Raw genomic sequence first — 17309 nt, 5'->3', positions numbered from 1 at the left:
AGGGATCCGGCGACGGATTCTGCCGGGTCAGGTGTCCATCGCGCCTTTGAACCAGCCGGTGATGCTCGCCGGATGCGTGATGGCAGTGCCGACGACGACGGCAAACGCCCCGGCGTCGAGGGCCTGGCGGGCCTGTGCCGGGGTATGGATGCGGCCCTCGGCGATGAGCGGCTTGCCCAGCCCAGCGCCGGCGATCTCCGCGAGAAGCTCAAGATCGGGGCCGTCAGTCTTGGGACGGTCCCCGCTGTACCCGGCCAAGGTGGTGCCGATCAGGTCAGCACCGGCGTCGACGGCGGCCGCCGCATCGGCGTAGGAACCGCAGTCAGCCATGACCAAGGCGTGCGATTCGGCGTGGATTCCGTCAATGGTTCGCTTGAGTGTCAAGCCATCGGGACGCGTGCGTCGCGTTCCGTCGATGGCCACGACGTGGGCGCCGGCATTCGCGACGGCGAGGGCGTGCCGGAGCGTCGGGGTGATGAAAACGCCGTCGTGCCCGTCCTTCCAGAGCCCGATCACCGGGACCTCCACAGCTGCGCGGGTGAATTGGACGTCCGCAAGGCCCTGTACGCGGACTGCGGCGGCTCCACCGATAACGGCCGACGCCGCCACCTGGCCGGTGGTCCGGGGATCGCGCATGGGTTCGCCCGGGTAGGCCTGGCAGGACACGATCAACTGCGAGCGGAGGGCTTCGAGGCCATCGGGGGTCAGGATCATGGGGTGTCTCCTTGCGAGGGGTTCGGTTGTTTGGGCGTTTGGGCGTTTGGGCGTTCGGGTGTCAGTTCAGGACGAGTTTGGCCGCGCCCACAATGGCCGCGGTATTGCCTAGCGCCGCGCGAAGCACGGGAATGTCGGCAAGCGGGGCCATGAGCTCCTTGCGCAGGGCGCGTTCCATGGGTTTCCACCAGAAATCTCCCGCATCCGCCAAACCCCCGGAAACCACCACCGTCTCCGGGTCGAGGATGTTGACGAGCCCGCCGATCGCCTGCCCCGCGGCACCTGCGCCCGCCCCGATGGCTTTGATGGCGGCCGTACCGTCGGCCGAATCGGCACGATCTCCGTCGTGCACCAAGGCAAACACCGCACGAGTGTCCGGGACCTCGGGGGAGCCGCCGAAACGGACGAAGGATTCGTGGATGGCCGGGCCGGAAGCGATCGCCTCGACGTGGCCCGAGCCGCCGCACACACACGGGAGGGCCTTGCCCTCGTGATAGGCGTACGGCGACGCAAAATGCCCCACGTGCCCACCCACATAGTGGTGCCCCAAAACAGGAGCGCCGTCCAGCACGAAGCTGCCGCCCACACCCGTACCGAAAGCCACCATGAGCGAACTCGAAGACCCGGCAGCCGCCCCACGCCACGCCTCACCCAGAGCATGCGCATGCACATCGTTGACGGCACTCACCGACCCCCGAGGCAAACCCAGGAGCTGCGCCAACCCCGCCGTCAACCTGGTCCCGGCCCACCCCAGGATCGCATCAGTCGCCGAAACCACCTCGCCATTCACGGCATCGATGACCCCGGCCGAACCGACGCCAACACGCACGACGTCGATTCCCGCACCCGCCGCCCGCCGCATGAGCCGCCCCACGAGCGCCGCAGTTGCCCGCAAAATAGCGTCGCCCCCGTCCCGATTCAGCGTAGGAATCTGCTCCGAAAACAACACCTCCCCATCGGCCCCGACAACCCCCGCGGCAGTCTTCGTCCCCCCAAGATCGACCCCGACCACGTACATCATGTTTGTCCTCCGGATCGTTCGGTTGCTGTTGCTGCGGTTGCTGTGTGGTCAGGTTAGCCGTCGTCGCGGCGGCGCCCAGGCTGCGGTTCGTTGATGATCAGGTTAGCTCTGGCTGGGACAGCGCGGACCCATCATTTCGCCGGCGCTTAGACACCTCCCGCCGTTCCGCTACGGTCGCGGAGCGACCTCCGCAGAACTCTGGTCGGCGATGCGCGCCTACACGAAACAATGCGCCCGCGCTTTGCGCTGATATCCCGCCTGACGCAGGGTCCTGTTGGCTCGCCGACCGGGAGCGTGCCGCCTGCGGCGGCCCGTGCGGATCCCGGCCCGCCGCAAAGGTTCTGCATTCGCCCGAGTGGCGGAGGGACGGTTTTGTGTAGTCCCGCATCGCCGACCAGAATGCTGCGCAGGTCGCCCAGCGACCGGAGCGGCATGGCGGGAGGTGTCTAAGGGACGGCAAAACTGGTCCTGCGGCACGACCCGACCACCGCAACAAGCACCGGGTGAGCGACGGCAAACCGCCCAGATGAGCGCTGATCGGAAGCTCCGGCAAGAGTAGGGTGCGAACCCTAGACCAGGCCGTTGCGCTCGAGGATCGTGCGGATTGCGGAGGTTTCTTCGGCGTTCAGGGAGAGCATGGGGGAGCTCATGGTGTTGGATTCGATGATGCCCATGATTTGGAGGGCGGTCTTGAAAGCGCCTAGTCCTGCTGCGCCGCCGGAGACGCGGCCGTTGGGGGTGTAGACGATGTCGAAGAGGTCGGCCAGGCGGTCTTGTTCGGCGGCCGCTGCGGTCCAGTCTCCGGCCTGGGTGGCGTCGAACAGGCGGCGGTAACCGGCGGGGTCTACGTTGCCGAGGCCGGGTACTACGCCTTGGGCGCCGGCGAGGAGGGCGCCGTCGACGACGATTTCGTGGCCCGTGAAGATGTCGAAGTCGGGGATGTCCTTGGCTGCGAGGAGGAGTTGGCGGAAGGAGACGTCGTCGCCGGAGGAGTCCTTGACGCCTGCGATGACGCCGTCGCGGCCGAGGCGGACCAGGAGGTCGGTGGGCAGTTTGAAGTGGGTGCGGACGGGGACGTCGTAGGCGAAGATCGGCTTGTCCACGGCAGCGTGGATGCTGCGGAAGTGGGTTTCGGTCTCCTGGGCGTTGCCGATGGCGTAGTACATGGAGGTGACCACGATTGCGTCGGCGCCGAGATCCACGACTTTGCGTGCTTCTTCGATGACCCGGTTGGTGGTTTGTTCGTTGGCGCCGACGATCAGGGGCACGGCGCCGGCGTTCGCGTCGGCGATCGTGGAGACCACCAGTTCGCGCTCTTCGTTGGTCATGTAGGGGACCTCGCCTGAGGAGCCCAGCACGAAAAGGCCGGACACGCCGCCGTCGAGCAGGTGCTTGGTGACGTTCTTCAGGGACGCGGTGTCAACGCGCCCGTCGGCGTGGCGGGGGGTGATGACCGGGGGAATGACGCCCTGGAACTGAGTAGACACAAAAATCTCCGTTGCTTGGATCTGGATGGGAAAAACTTAGGTGTGGAGCAGGCTGGGCGCGGCGCCGAGCAGCTTCTTGGTGTAGTCGTTGCTCGGGTTGTCGAAGACCTGGGCGGCCGGGCCTTCTTCGACGATCTGTCCGAAGTACATGACGCAGATGCGGTCGGAGACGTAGCGGACAGTCTGGATGTCGTGCGAAATGAAGACCATGCCGAGGTTCAGCTGGGTTTTCAGGTCAGACAGCAGGTTGAGGACTTGGGCGCGGACGGAAACGTCGAGGGCCGACGTCGGCTCGTCCGCCACGATGATGTCCGGGTCCAGGGCGAGGGCGCGGGCGATCGCCACGCGCTGGCGCTGGCCGCCGGAGACTTGCGACGGCGTGACCTCGGCCGCCGATTGTGGCAAGCCAACAAGGGCCAGCAGTTCCTTGACCTTGGTCGAGCGCGACGCGGCGTTGCCGATGCCGTGAACCTGCAGGGGATCGGTGAGGATGTCCTGGATGGTCATGCGTGGATTGAGGGCCGTGGCGGGGTCCTGGAAGACGACGGAGACGGCGCGTCCGAACTCCTTGCGCATCCGGGCGTTGCGTTTGATGGCCGGCTTGCCGTGGAAGAGCACCTGGCCCGACGTCGGGGCCTGGAGTCCCACGAGCACTGACGCGAGCGTTGACTTGCCGCAGCCGGACTCGCCGACGATGCCGACCGTTTCGCCCCGGCTGATGCTGAAGTCCACGCCGTTGACTGCCTTGACGATGTTGGGCCGGAAGAGGCCGCCCGTGCGCGCCCGGTGGTGGACCTTGACGTCTTTGAGCTCGATGACCGGTTTGCCGGTTGAAACACTCACTTTGCGTCCTCCTTCAGGTGGCTGGCCCAGTAGTGGTCCCGGTCTGCTCCGCCGCCGGCGGGTTCAACAACGGCGAGGACCAATTGCTGGTTCGGGTCGGCGTCGGGCCTCAACGAACGCGCCGCAAAACGGTCGCCTGGAGCGAAATCGCGCGGTGACGGGACGGTGCCTGGGATCTGGTGGAGGCGGACGGCGTCGGCTTCGATCGAAAGGACCGCGCCCAACAGACCGCGCGTGTATTCGTGCCGCGGGTTCTGCAGGAGCTCCGAAGCCTGTGCGGATTCCACCACCTGGCCGGCGTACATGACCGTGATCCGGTGCGCCAAGGAGGCAACCAGGGCGAGGTCGTGGCTGACGAAGACCATGGCGAAGCCGAGCTGTTCACGCAGTTCGTTGAGCAACTCCACTACTTGCTTCTGGACGGTGACGTCGAGGGCGGTGGTGGGTTCGTCTGCCACCACGATCTTCGGCGAGCGGGAGAGCGCCATGGCGATCAGGACGCGTTGACGCTGGCCGCCGGAGAGCTCATGCGGGTAGCTGGCGAGGGTGCGGACGGGATCGAGCTTCACCATTTCCAGCAACTCGGCAGGGGTCTTGCGGCCGCCGCGCCTGGTCAGCTGGGTCATCTGTTCCTTGATCTTCATGGATGGGTTGAGCGAACTCAGCGCATCCTGGTAGACCATGGCGATCTGTTCGCCGCGCAGGCCCTGGTAGGCCTTGCTGTTGCTGTGCTTCGAGCCGGAATCCAGGAGTTCCTTGCCATCGAAGACGATGGAACCAGTGATCTCGGCGGTCTTTGGCAGGAGGCCCATGATCGCGAGGGACGTGATGGACTTGCCGCAACCGGATTCGCCCACCAGGCCCATGGTTTCGCCTTCGCGGACGGTGAAGGAGACGTTGTCCACGATCGCGGTGTCGCCGAAGCGGCCCGGGAAGCGGATGGACAGGTTCTTGACCTCCAGAACGTTCCTGGCGTCGGCGGGGACCTGGGGGAGCCTGTCCGTGCGCTTGGCCTCGATGGATGCGAGGAGCTCGAGTTCCTTATCCAGTAGGGCATGCGGATTCTCTGCTGCGAGCCTCGGATCGTTCAGGACGGACGCCGCGTAGTCCTCTTCGGAGAGCGGATCGCCGTTGGCGGCGCGAACGCCGTCGAGCTCGTGCTGTTCCACCACGGAAGACTGGGCTACTGACGTCGCGATCTCGGTATCGACGGCGGCGCCCGCCACCGCGGCGCCCGCAAAGGCAGCGGCAGCGCCGTCGTCGTCCTTCACGACCGGCGCCTTCCGCAGCTTCGGGTTCACCATGGCATCGGTGAGCCCCTCGGCGAGGATGTTCAGCGCAAGCACGGTGAGCAGGATGGTGAGGCCGGCGAAGGTGGTTGCCCACCAGCCGCCGGAGAGGACCAGGTTGCGGCCGTAGGAGATCACGTTGCCCCACGACGGCGCGGGATCCTGCACACCGGCGCCGAGGAAGGACAGCGATGCTTCGAGGATGATGGCGTCGGCCACCATGACCGTGGCGAAAACCAGCACCGGGGCCGCAGTGTTGCGGACAATGTGCTTGAGCAGGATGTAGGCGCGGCCGGCGCCCATCACGCGTTCGGCGCGGACGTAGTCTTCACCGTATTGGGAGAGCACATTGGCGCGGACCACGCGGGCGAGCTGCGGGGTGTAGATGATCGCGATCGCGACAATGATGGTGGGCACCGAGTTGCCGAACGCCGCCAGGAGCACGGCCGCGAGGGCGATGCCCGGGAACGCCATGAGGATGTCCATGAGGCGCATGACGATCTCGTTGACGGCCTTGCTGGACGTCGCGGCGAGCGAGCCAAGCACGGCGCCGACGACGATCGCAAGGGCCACTGCGCCGAGGCCGATCATGAGCGAAGACTGTGAGCCGTAAAGGAGCCGGGAGAAGACGTCGCGGCCCAGGCGGTCGGTGCCGAAGAAGTGGTCGCCGTCCGGAGCTTGCGCAGGAATGAACGTTTCCAGGGGGTCGTGTGGCGCGATGACCGGAGCGAAGATGGCTGCCAGGGCGATGACGACGAGGAACAACAGGGCAAAACGCGATCCCCACGGGAGGGACTTGAAGCGGACGCCCGGGGCGCTGAGCCGTTCAGCAAGTTTGCTGCGCATGGCTATACCGTCCTGATTCGGGGGTTGATGAGCAGGTACAGGAGGTCCACCACGATGTTCACCAGAACGAAGGTGACCGAGATGGTGAGGACCACGCCCTGGACCAGGTTGACGTCCAGGTTGGTGATGCCGTTGAGGATCAGCTGGCCCATGCCCGGAAGGGCGAAGATCATTTCAATCACGACGGCGCCGCCCAGGAGGTAGCCGATCCTGAGTCCCAGCACGGTCACCGGAGTCACGAGCGCGTTGCGCAGGACGTTCCGGGAAACCACCTCGCGGTACGGAACTCCGTTGCCAATGGCTGTCCGGACGTAGTCGCGGTCCAGTTCCTCCACCATGGACGTGCGGACCACGCGGATCAGGGAAGCGGAGACCGGAATGCCGAGAGCGAGGGCCGGGAGCGCCATCGAGTTGAGCCAACCGCCGAAGCCGGACTCCGGCGTCGCGATCCCGCCCGAGGGAAACAGAGGGTTGTCACCGAGCGCGAACCACTGAATGAGCAGGATGCCAAGCCAGAAGGACGGGGTGGCGATGGCCGCGATGGAGAAGATCCGGACCAGTTGGTCCTGCCACTTGTCGCGGTAAAGGGCGCCGATGATGCCGAATACCAGCGAGAGCACGACGGCGATGATCACGCCGAGGAACGTCAGCTGGAGGGTTAGCGGGAAGGCAGACGCGATCATGCTTGCCACCGACTTGGACGGCGGGGTGGTCACGCCGAGATCGAGCTGCAGGAGCCTGCCGAGGAAACGGAAGTACTGGACGAACAGGGGATCGTTCAGGCCGTTGTCCTGGCGGTACTGCTGTTTGGCGGCCTCGCTGGCGCCTTCGCCGAGGGCCGTGCTGGCCTGGTCGCCTGGGGCTGCTTGAAGGACGAGGAAGACCAACAGCGTGATGCCCAGGATCATCAAGGGCAATGCCGCGAGCCTACGTCCAAGCAGACGCAATATCATGACCATTTGTTCTCCGGTTGCTTTGGTGCGGGGGCCCAACTGACTCGCAGTAAGTGTCGTTTTGAGCCGTCTAAACGACAACAAATGCGAGCCAGTTGGGTGTGGCTAGGACGTGCGGCCGACGCCGATGAAGGACAGTCCCGTGGTGGGCAGCGGCTTGAAGCCTGAGAGCTTCTTTTCGTCCCATGCACTGGGGAGCTGGCGGTGGAAGAGCGGGTACAGCGGGACTTCGTCCGAGACGAGGTCCACGATCTGGCCGGTGATCTTCTTCGCGTCGGCGGCTGCGGCCTGCGAGCCCTTGTCCATCAGGCCCTGGAGGGTGGCGCTCTCCGGAGTGGTCCAGTAGGCGCGCTTGGCCATCCAGGTGGCGCCGGAGTAGAACCAGCTCAAGAGCAGGTCTGCGTCGTTGCCGAAGACGGAGGGGTCGCCCGGGGCCGCAACCACGGAGAAGTCGGCCTTGCCAACCCTGTCCGAGTACAAGGCGCCGGACTGCAGGTTCTTTGCGGTGACCTTGACGCCCGGGATCTTGTTCCAGGATTCAAGCATCAGCGGGGCAACGTCCTTGACCCAGGCAGTATCGGTGGTGAGCAGCTCGAATTCGAGGTTGCTCACGCCGGCTTGCTTGAGGAGGTCCGCGGCCTTCTGGGGATCGTAACCGTAGACGTTCTTGGCCTTGACGTAGTCCGGGTGGCCCTCTTGGAAGTACGACGACGCAGCCTTGGCATTGCCGAACAAGGCCTTCTTGATGATGGCGTCTTTGTCCAGTCCATAGTGGAGTGCCTGGCGGACCAGCTTGTTGTCGAACGGGGCTTTAGCGCAGTTGAACATCAGGAACAGCATGCCGAAGGACTGCACTGATTCAACCCGGGTCTTGGACTTGAGCCCGTCCATGTCCAGGTACGGGACATCTTCGATCGCCTGGACGCGGCCTGACTGGACTGCCGTGACACGGGCGGCCGCGTCCGAGAGCAACAGCCAGGTCATGCCCTTGGCGAGTGCCGGCTTGGGACCGTTGTAGTCGGCGAATGCTTCGAAGACGATCTTGTCGTCCTTGACTGCCGAAATCAGCTTGTAGGGGCCGGAACCGACGGGCTTGGCATCGAATCCCTTCGGATCGGCAGAGGCCAACGCCTTCGGCACCACCTTCACCACGGAGATTCGGGGTCCGAAGCCGGGGAAAGGATATTTCAGCGAGAACTCGACTGTCTTGGCATCGAGGGCCTTGACGTCCTTGATGAAGGGAATGAACTGGGAGAACAAGGACTTGTTGGCCGGGTCCATCACGCGGGTGAAGGAGTAGACAACATCGTCGGTGGTGACCGGGGCGCCGTTGTGGAACTTGGCACCGTCGCGGATGGTCACCTGGTACGTGGTGTCGTTGACCTTCTTGGGGTCGCTGGCGGCCAGCGCGTTGTAAGGCTCGCGGGTGGCGGGGTGGAGTTCCACGAGGCCTTCGAAGACGTGCAGGTTGGCGGCCTGCGGCGTGGCGCCGGAGGACGTCATCGGGTCGAAACCCGTGGACAGGGCATAGGAGATGCCTGCCTCGATGGTGAGGTCCTTGTTGACGGCCGCAGTGTTGTTTGCTGCGCCCGTGGTGGTGGAGGCAGGACCGCCACATGCCGACAGGGTGGCCGTGAACGCTGCCGCGGCTCCGATCGCCCCGGTCAGCTTGAGGAAGTTGCGTCGGCTGGCGTCGCTGACCAGCGGCAGGGTGTTAATCGTGTTGCTCATAAGATGCCTCACCATTCAAGTTTTCTGGTTATCGGATGTAGGACATCCGATGCTCGTAAAGAAACTGTAAGGGTGGTCACATGAAGTCGTCAAGCGAGATCTGGATCACTGGTGGCCGGAGGAGCGGTCGCGGCGGTGCTGCCGGAGTGCTGCCGGTGGGCGCGGCGCCGCGGTTTACCCTGCGAGATTCGGGCCCGGGGCTCGGTGAAAAATAAAGGCGAACATCTATCAAGGAGATGGGACATCCGATATTGTATGTTGCGAAGCACTATATCCACGGTGGGCGCTAGGCTCACCTCAACATTAACACTGCACTGATTCCTTGTCCCCGGTCCTGAAAGGATCCGGGCCAGGGAGGGGTACTTTTGCAAGGAGAGCCATGACCACTTCCGGTGTCGTTCCGCAGGCGCGGTTCAGCGCACAGGCCCGGCTCAGGGCCCTTCAGTCGGACATTATGGAATTGATCCTCGAGCGCGAGCTCGAGGCGGGCGATCCTTTGCCCACGGAAAATGAACTCTCCGTGGCGTTGGGGGTAGGGCGCAACACCCTGCGCGAATCGCTGAAAGTGCTGCAGGCGCTGGGTGTCATCGAGATCCGCCACGGCTTTGGCATGTTCGTCGCCCCGAGCAACTTCGAGGCGCTCGCCGACGGCCTGACGTTCCGGGGCCGCTTGTCCCTGCGCCACCAGGGGCTCGAGGCGCTGCAACTGGTGGACGTGCGCCAGGCCCTCGAATCGGGGCTGATCGGATCCTCCATGGATGTGATGACCGCTGAACAGCTCGCCCTGATCGAAGAGGCCGTCAAGCAGATGGAGGAGCTCGCAGCCTCCGGCGAGAACTTCGTAGCCGCCGACGCTGAGTTCCACCGCCGGCTGTTCGAGCCGTTGAACAACGAGCTCCTCATCAATCTCATGGGCGTTTTCTGGAAGGTCTACCGGAAGATCCACGTGGAGATCGGCTCCGACAACGAAGATCTTGTAGCCACCGCGGCCATGCACCGAAGCATCTATACCGCCGTCGCAACCGGCGACAAGCTCGCGGCCGCCGAACTGCTCAATCGTCACTTCGACGGAATACGCCGCCGCATCAGCGAGGCCGTCGCAGTCTGAGGCCTGGCACCCAAGCCCGAGGGCCGCCGTCGTACTTTTCATGAAGTACGACGGCGGCCCTTGCCTTTTGCGCGCAACCCCCGGAGACGCTGCCCTTCCTGACCTTCTTTGGTTTGGGAAAGCGCTTACGACACGGCGAGTCTCGTCATGTGGTGGCCGTGGGGCGGCAAAGAGGGTCAGGACGGCGAGGGCGTCGGCTTGCACGTTGGATCGTAGAGCGATGCCCTGGGTAGGTGGCGGATTCTGCTGGATCATTCCCCCTGCCGAAGGTCTCTGGCCGTGTGATTCCAAGGGTGCCGGGCCCGGGGAGTGCTTGTGATCCAGCAGAATCGTAGGCGCACCTCCGCCGTGGAGTGAGGTCTGCTGGCCGCGTAGTGCCGGGGGAGTCCTTCGGGTTCTTGAAGGGCTGCCCTTCCTGACCTTCTTTGGTTTGGGAAAGCGCTTACGACACGGCGAGTCTCGTCATGTGGTGGCCGTGGGGCGGCAAAGAGGGTCAGGACGGCGCGCGCAACCCACGAGGCGAGGCGCGCCAACCAACCCGGCCCGGAATTTGACGAAAAAAGACCCGCACCGGGTCCGGTGCGGGTCTTCATTTGTGCGCCCAAAGGGATTCGAACCCCTGACCTTCTGTTCCGTAGACAGACGCTCTATCCAGCTGAGCTATGGGCGCATCTTGGTGATTCTCGGGAGTTTCAAACTCGTTCCCCCCTCGAACCTCAATAAACTTTACGCGAGATCCCCGTTCGTGCCAAATCGACTCGGTGTAATCTGCCTAACTAGACCGGTCTATGTGACCTTGGTCACTAAATTTGGCCAATCGCTGACGCGGATCCTTGATTTTTAGGGGTTTTGCTCCGAAATGGTCAAGAGATCCCATGTCCGAGCCCAGATTGGTCTACTCCGCGACCCCTAGCATTTAGGACACACCACTGAACCCGAGGAAGGGAACCATGATGGGCGATCTGGCGCGACTGCCGTTGCTTGAGAAGGCACCTACTACGCATGCACGCCTGTTGGCCTGGGTGGAGGAAGTTGCCGAGCTGACACAGCCGGACCGCATCCACTGGGTTGACGGCAGTGAAGCTGAGAACAAGAAGCTGACCGACGAGCTCGTCGAGGCCGGGACCCTGAAGAGGCTGAACCAAGAGCTCTTCCCCAACTCTTTCGCTGCATTCTCTGATCCCGCGGACGTAGCCCGTGTGGAAGAGCAGACCTTCATCTGCTCTGAGAAGGAACACGACGCCGGCTTCACCAACAACTGGATGGCTCCGGCGGAGATGAAGCAGAAGCTGCGCGGGCTGTTCGCCGGCTCCATGCGCGGCCGCACCATGTACGTCATTCCGTTCGTCATGGGCCACCTGGATGCCGAAGATCCGAAGTTCGGCGTCGAGATCACCGACTCCGCCTACGTTGTCGCCTCGATGCGCATCATGGCCCGCATCGGTACCGACGTCCTCGACCGCATCACGCAGACCGACGCTTTCTTTGTCCCCGCGCTGCACTCCCTGGGCGCTCCGCTGGAAGCCGGCCAGGCCGACGTCGCGTGGCCCTGCAACCCGGACAAGTGGATCGTGCACTTCCCCGAAGAGCGCTCCATTTGGTCCTACGGCTCCGGCTACGGTGGCAACGCCCTCCTCGGCAAGAAGTGCTACGCCCTGCGCATCGCCTCCGTCATGGCCCGTGACGAAGGCTGGCTGGCCGAGCACATGCTGATCCTGAAGCTGACTTCGCCCGAGCAGAAGACCTACTACATCTCTGCGGCATTCCCCTCCGCTTGCGGCAAGACCAACCTCGCGCTGCTCGACCCCACCATCAAGGGCTGGAAGGTGGAGACCCTCGGCGACGACATCACCTGGATGCGCTTCGGCAAAGAGGGCGAGCTCCGCGCCGTCAACCCCGAGGCCGGCCTGTTCGGCGTCGCACCCGGCACCGGTTGGGGCACCAACCCCAACGCCATGCGCGCCATCGCCAAGGGCAACAGCATCTTCACCAACGTTGCGCTGACCGACGACGGCGGCGTGTGGTGGGAAGGCATGACGGAGGAAACTCCGGCGCACCTGACTGACTGGCAGGGCAACTCCTGGACTCCCGGCTCCGGCAAGCCCGCGGCACACCCGAACTCCCGCTTCTGCACGCCGATCGACCAGATCGACATGCTCGCCGAGGAATACTTCAGCCCCGACGGCGTGGAACTCTCCGCGATACTCTTCGGCGGCCGCCGTAAGACCACCATCCCGCTGGTCACCGAGGCCCGCGACTGGTCCAACGGCATCTTCATGGGCTCGACGCTGTCCTCCGAGACCACCGCTGCAGCGGCCGGCGCCGTCGGCGTTGTGCGTCGCGACCCCATGGCCATGCTGCCGTTCATCGGCTACGACGCAGGCGACTACCTGAACCACTGGGTCAACCTGTCCGCCAAGGCCAACCCTGAGCGACTGCCCAAGATCTTCCTGGTCAACTGGTTCCGCCGCACTGCCGAGGGTGGCTTCGCCTGGCCCGGATTTGGTGACAACGCCCGTGTCCTCAAGTGGGCCATCGAGCGCCTTGAAGGCAAGGCCGACGCCGTCGAGACTCCCATCGGCTTCGTGCCGACCGGCGAGTCCATCGATCTCGAAGGCCTGGACATGACCCCCGCCGAGGTGGAAGCCGCAGTGCGTGTCGACGCCTCGGAGTGGAAAACCGAACTGGCATCGATCGAGGAATGGTACGCAAAGTTCGGCGGATCCCTGCCGGCCGCACTGCTCGCCGAGCTTGACGGCCTGAAGGCTCGCCTGGCCTAGACCACCAGACGGACGTCCACCTGCACGACCCCACGGCGGTCCCGCACTTTGGTGCGGGACCGTCGTCATTTCCGCATCCTGGAGCAGTCGCTGTGGAGCATTGTGCCGCGATGGGCGTGAGCGTAGCTTTTAGAGAACCAGCAGTTCTCTAATTCAGGGGAGCCGGGCCATGGACGATTCCCAGCGGCACGCAACACGGACCACCGCGCCCTTGGCCGCTTTGGGCGTTGGGGACGTCGCAGTTGCCGGTGGAAAAGGTGCCGCGCTGGGGGAGTTGGTGCGCCAAGGGTTCCCGGTGCCGCCGGGCTTCATCATCACCACGGGCGCGTACTTGTCCTTCCTGGCGGAAACAAACGTGGATGCCGCGCTGGGCGGCTTTCTGTCCGTCGGGCCTGAAGAGGCCCCCGACGGCGGTGCGTCCGACGCCGACGCCGGTGACGGCACCGGGGGTGCTGACGGTGCGGCCCTTCGGGCCCTTTTTTCCGCGACGGAAATGCCCGGCTGGCTGCGGCGGGAGATCCTCGATGCCTATGCGGGGCTGGGAGGCGGGGCGGTCGCGGTCCGATCCAGCGCCACGGCGGAGGATCTCCCGGGAGCCGCGTTCGCCGGTCAACAGGACACGTATCTCAACGTGCAAGGCGGGGACAACGTAGTCCAGGCGGTCGCCAACTGCTGGGCATCATTGTGGACGGACCGGGCCATGGCCTATCGCCGACGGCAGGGGATCAATCCGCACGAGGTGGCCATCGCCGTCGTCGTGCAAAAAATGGTACCGGCCGCCATGGCGGGCGTCCTGTTTACGGCGAACCCGGTCACGGGCGAGCGCAGCGAAATGGTGGTGGACGCGAACCCCGGGCTGGGGGAGGCCGTGGTCTCCGGGAGGGTGACGCCGGAGCACTACGTCTTGGACGGTTCGGGAAAAGTGCTGAGTTTCACGCCCGGTGGCCGCGAGGTGGTGATCAGCGCGGCCGAGGGCGGCGGCACCCAAGAAAGCTCCGGCACGCAAGGAGCGAAGCCCGGGCTCGCCGCGGAGGAATTGGCGGATTTGGCAACGCTGGGAAAGAAGGCCCAGCGGCATTTCGGCCGGCCACAGGACATCGAGTGGGCGGCGGCAGGCGGCACGCTATACATGCTGCAGTCGAGGCCGATGACCGCGCTGCCGCCCCAACCGCCCGTCCTCAACGCGGTCCAACGTCGGGTGGGGCCGTTCTTCATCGAGATGTTCCAGGCGCGCCCGTATCCCTTGGATGTATCCGGATGGATGAGCCGGGGAATCCTTGCCATGCTGCATGGCATGGCCGGGAGCGTGGGCGTGGTCTTCCCCTCGGTGGAGGATTTGCTGCCGGAGGAGGAAGGAGTGGTGGTGCAACTCATCCCACCCGTCCCGCGCCCGACCATCCGGACGTTTGCCGCGCCGGTGTCCTTGCTGCACCGGTCGAGGCGGTTCAAAGCCGCCAACTGGACCCGGGATCCACGTTTCTCCCTGTTTATCGACAACATTGAAAGGCTGAACGGCAAGGACCTCGGCCCGCTGCGGTGGAGTGCGGTTGTTGCATTTGCCCGGGAATGCTTCGCGGCGATGCAGGGCATCACGGATTTGAGGGTCTCCTACCTGCCCGGCATTCCGGTGCCGGTGCTGAAGATGCGTTTCATGCTTCTGCTCCTGGGCAAGATCAAGCTTGCGCCCTCGCTGATCGCTGGGGCGGAAACCCGGACCAGCCAGGCGAACCGGGCACTTGAACGGCTCGCTTCCATCGCGGCGAACGATCCCGGGCTGTCGCGCGCGCTCCTTGAGTCGGACGCTCGCGAAATCCTTGGGCTGCTGGAAAAGGAATCCGGACATCGTGCATTCCGTGAGGCCTTCGGCGCGTTCCAACTCGAGTATGGCCACCGTGAAACCACGAGCGTTGTCCTCAGCAGTTCGCCCACGTGGTCCGATGCCCCCGAAGTGGTCCTTGGGCTGGTCAAGGCCATGTCGGGAGAGCGGCCCCTAAAAGCGGACCAGGCCGGGAATGCGCTTGCGGAATTGAAACGCCACCCGGCTCTCCGGTTCGAACCGCTACGGCGGAGGGTGCTCGCCGCCGTCGAGTCCGCCCAAGCCGGCATGGCGTTCCGCGAGGACAGCCATTTCTACGCCACCAAGGCCATACCGCCGATCCGCCGGGCGTACCGGGAACTCGGCCGCCGGCTGGTGCTCGCCGGGGTGCTCGAGGAGCCGGACGAAATCCATCACCTGCGGTTCGAGGAACTTGAGTCCATCACAGACAACGACGACGGCGCGCTGCCGGCTTCGCTCCGCGACCGTCTCAGGCCGCTGGTTCTGGCTCGGGCGGCGAAGCGGAGAGAACTCGAAGGCATCCCGTTGCTCGATCCGGCTTTGCTCTTTGGCCGAGGCCACCCGGGTCGCCAGATGGAAGGGGTCCTCGTCTCCGGCACTGCAGCCAGCCGCGGCCAAGCAACCGGGCCGGTTCGTGTGATCCGTACGCCGGCAGAGTTCGGACGGCTGCGCAGCGGAGAGGTCCTCGTCTGCCCGTACACCAACCCCGCCTGGACGCCGCTGTTCCAGCGGGCAGCCGCGGTTGTGGTGGACGCCGGTGGGCTCGGCTCGCATGCGGCGATTGTTGCGAGGGAGTACGGGATTCCGGCCGTTATGGGCACCGGTTCGGGCACCAGCACCTTGGTTGACGGCCAGCGTGTGCTCGTGGACGGAACCCTGGGAGTGGTCCTGCCGGCCGCTTCTCTGGAGGGATCTTGAGATGCCGCAGCAGCCGGACCACCGGAAGCTGCCGCGCCGCCGCGGGGCGGTCCTGAACAGCGCGATCTTCGAGGCGGTCCGGGCCGAGATCGCCGAATCCGGCTACGCGGCACTGACCATGGAAAGCGTGGCCGTGCGCGCCAGGGCGAGTAAAGCTTCGCTCTACCGGCGGTGGCCCGGACGCGCGGCCCTCGTCCTCGAGGCGGCATACGATGCCATGCCTGGCCCCGCCTCCGCGCCGGATACCGGCAGCCTGCGCGAAGACGCCCTGGCGATACTGCGGCTCGTGGCCCAACAACTGGAAGGAGCAGTGGGGCAAGCCATGCGCGGGCTCTTGGGGGAGGCGCTGCAGAATCCTACGGTGGCGGCTGAGGTCCACGAGTACGCTCGCGGCAACGTAGCAAGGATCATGGGCGCCATCATTGAGCAAGCCGCGGCCCGCGGCGAATGCCATCCCAGCGTGGCCACGGAGACGAGGATCGAGGCCGGCCCCGCCCTGCTGCGGCAGCGGTTCATTTTCTCCGGAGCACCGATTGACGACGATTATCTGGTGCACGTGGTGGACGAGGTGATGCTGCCACTTCTGGTTGGGCCGGGGTCGTCTGCTGCTTGCTAGTTAGCGAGCCAGATGTCCGGACCGAAGACCTCGTAGTGAATCTTTGTGGCGGGAATTCCGGCGTTGATGGCTTCGTTGCGGATGTGCTTCATGAACGGCAGCGGTCCGCAGAGGTACAGCGAGGCGTCGGTCGGAAGGTCCACTTCGCGCAGTGACATGAAGCCCGCGTTGGCCCCGGCCTGCGGTTCCTCCAGCCAGAGCTGGAGTTCGGCTGCGTCCAGGCGCTCGACGTCGTCCGTCATCTGCCCGCGCAGGGCCCAACTGTCCAGATTGCTCTCCGCGTGCAATACCAGGACTTGGCGGCTGGAGCCGGAATCGGCGAGCGAGCGCAGGATGGAAGCCGTAGGCGTGCAGCCGATACCGGCCGAGGCGAGGACCACAGGGCCGTCTCCATCCTTGAGCGTGATCTCTCCGTAGGGGTTGGAGATCTCCAGGACATCGCCGACCCCAACGGTTCCGTGCAGCACGGGCGAGACCTCGCCGCCGTCGTCGATCTTGGTCGTGAAGCTGCGGCTGGTGCCGGCGTCGCCCGAAAGCGAGTACTGGCGGACCTGGCGCAGGCCGTCCGGGAGTGTGACTTTGACGCTGATGTATTGGCCGGGCAGGGCTGCGGTGATGGGGGTATCGTCGGCCGGCTCCAGGATGAAAGTCATGGACCCGGTGCCCGCGGGGGTCTTGGACGCGACCTTCCAGGGGCTCCACATCTTTCCGTTGGCCTGCGCCGCGTAGAGTCCCTTTTCGAGCTTGATCAGGGCGTCCGCCATGAGCCAATAGACCTCTGTCCAGGCTTCGGCGATTTCAGGAGTGATGACTTCGGCGAGATCCTCCGCGATGGCGGCGAAGAGGTGCTCGTAGACCACTTGGTACTGCGGCTCGGTGATCCCCAGGGAAGCGTGGCGGTGTGCAATGCGGGACAGGACCGTCTCCGGCAGGGTGCCGGGATTGCTCACCAGATGGCTTGCGAACGCGGCGATGCTTCCAGCGAGGGCCTGCTGCTGGGTGCCGGAGCGCTGGTTCGAACGGCTGAATAGCCCATCAAGCAGTTCGGGGTGCGCAGCGAACAGGCGGGAGTAGAACTTGGGGGTGATGTGGCCAATCCGTGAGCCGACGAGCGGCAAGGTGGCCTCGATGACGGGGAAGGACTTGTCCGAGAGCATAGGTACTCC

Annotated in this window: 12 protein-coding genes and 1 tRNA gene; 4 read left to right on the top strand and 9 right to left on the bottom strand. The window is 64.9% G+C overall.

Annotated elements, in window-relative coordinates; all coding sequences use genetic code 11:
* Positions 1–27: 27 nt before the first annotated feature.
* The 7 genes from VLA65_RS09740 to VLA65_RS09710 form a co-directional block, all read right to left on the bottom strand.
* Positions 28–714, bottom strand: a complete 687-nt coding sequence (locus tag VLA65_RS09740) for an N-acetylmannosamine-6-phosphate 2-epimerase (protein WP_332602379.1) — start codon at positions 712–714, stop codon at positions 28–30.
* A gap of 61 nt (positions 715–775) precedes the next feature.
* Positions 776–1735, bottom strand: coding sequence for an ROK family protein (locus tag VLA65_RS09735; protein ID WP_332602378.1), 960 nt, complete (start codon positions 1733–1735; stop codon positions 776–778).
* Between the two features lie 569 nt (positions 1736–2304).
* On the bottom strand, positions 2305–3222 hold the full coding sequence (locus tag VLA65_RS09730) for a dihydrodipicolinate synthase family protein (protein ID WP_332602377.1): 918 nt from the start codon (positions 3220–3222) through the stop codon (positions 2305–2307).
* A 36-nt stretch (positions 3223–3258) separates the two neighbouring features.
* Positions 3259–4065 (bottom strand): ATP-binding cassette domain-containing protein, encoded by an 807-nt coding sequence (locus VLA65_RS09725; RefSeq protein ID WP_284988761.1) that lies wholly within the window; start codon positions 4063–4065, stop codon positions 3259–3261.
* The gene (locus VLA65_RS09720) at positions 4062–6200 is read right to left on the bottom strand and encodes a dipeptide/oligopeptide/nickel ABC transporter permease/ATP-binding protein (protein ID WP_332602376.1); all 2139 of its coding nucleotides are present in this window, start codon (positions 6198–6200) and stop codon (positions 4062–4064) included. Before VLA65_RS09720 ends, VLA65_RS09725 begins: the two co-directional genes overlap by 4 nt.
* Positions 6201–6202: 2 nt before the next feature.
* Entirely contained in the window at positions 6203–7159 is a 957-nt protein-coding gene (locus VLA65_RS09715; protein WP_059388624.1) for an ABC transporter permease, read from the bottom strand.
* 99 nt (positions 7160–7258) lie between these two features.
* Positions 7259–8899, bottom strand: a complete 1641-nt coding sequence (locus VLA65_RS09710; RefSeq protein WP_307053113.1) for an ABC transporter substrate-binding protein — start codon at positions 8897–8899, stop codon at positions 7259–7261.
* A gap of 364 nt (positions 8900–9263) precedes the next feature.
* On the opposite strand from VLA65_RS09710, the gene VLA65_RS09705 reads away from it, so the two are divergent.
* The gene (locus VLA65_RS09705) at positions 9264–9992 is read left to right on the top strand and encodes a FadR/GntR family transcriptional regulator (RefSeq protein ID WP_284988764.1); all 729 of its coding nucleotides are present in this window, start codon (positions 9264–9266) and stop codon (positions 9990–9992) included.
* Positions 9993–10588: 596 nt separating this feature from the next.
* Here the strand turns inward: VLA65_RS09705 and VLA65_RS09700 are convergent.
* Positions 10589–10662, bottom strand: a tRNA-Arg gene (locus VLA65_RS09700).
* A 283-nt stretch (positions 10663–10945) separates the two neighbouring features.
* Between VLA65_RS09700 and VLA65_RS09695 the strand changes: the two genes are divergently transcribed.
* The 3 genes from VLA65_RS09695 to VLA65_RS09685 all read left to right on the top strand — a co-directional run bounded on the left by VLA65_RS09695 (position 10946) and on the right by VLA65_RS09685 (position 16143).
* Positions 10946–12772 carry a phosphoenolpyruvate carboxykinase (GTP) gene (locus tag VLA65_RS09695; protein WP_284988765.1) on the top strand — a complete coding sequence of 609 codons (1827 nt, stop codon included), beginning with the start codon at positions 10946–10948 and terminating at the stop codon, positions 12770–12772.
* A gap of 169 nt (positions 12773–12941) precedes the next feature.
* A complete protein-coding gene (locus VLA65_RS09690) occupies positions 12942–15527 on the top strand; it encodes a PEP/pyruvate-binding domain-containing protein (protein WP_332602375.1) in 2586 nt (861 codons plus the stop codon).
* Between the two features lies 1 nt (position 15528).
* Positions 15529–16143 carry a TetR/AcrR family transcriptional regulator gene (locus tag VLA65_RS09685; RefSeq protein WP_284988767.1) on the top strand — a complete coding sequence of 205 codons (615 nt, stop codon included), beginning with the start codon at positions 15529–15531 and terminating at the stop codon, positions 16141–16143.
* Here the strand turns inward: VLA65_RS09685 and VLA65_RS09680 are convergent.
* Positions 16140–17300 carry a globin domain-containing protein gene (locus VLA65_RS09680; protein WP_059388629.1) on the bottom strand — a complete coding sequence of 387 codons (1161 nt, stop codon included), beginning with the start codon at positions 17298–17300 and terminating at the stop codon, positions 16140–16142. The genes VLA65_RS09685 and VLA65_RS09680 overlap by 4 nt on opposite strands.
* Between the last annotated feature and the right edge of the window lie 9 nt (positions 17301–17309).

The sequence above is a fragment of the Arthrobacter sp. S2(2024) genome (genome assembly GCF_036662515.1).
In the GTDB taxonomy this organism is placed as follows: domain Bacteria; phylum Actinomycetota; class Actinomycetes; order Actinomycetales; family Micrococcaceae; genus Arthrobacter.
Note: the sequence above shows the minus strand (reverse complement) of the source record. Positions and strands in the feature narration are given on the sequence as shown.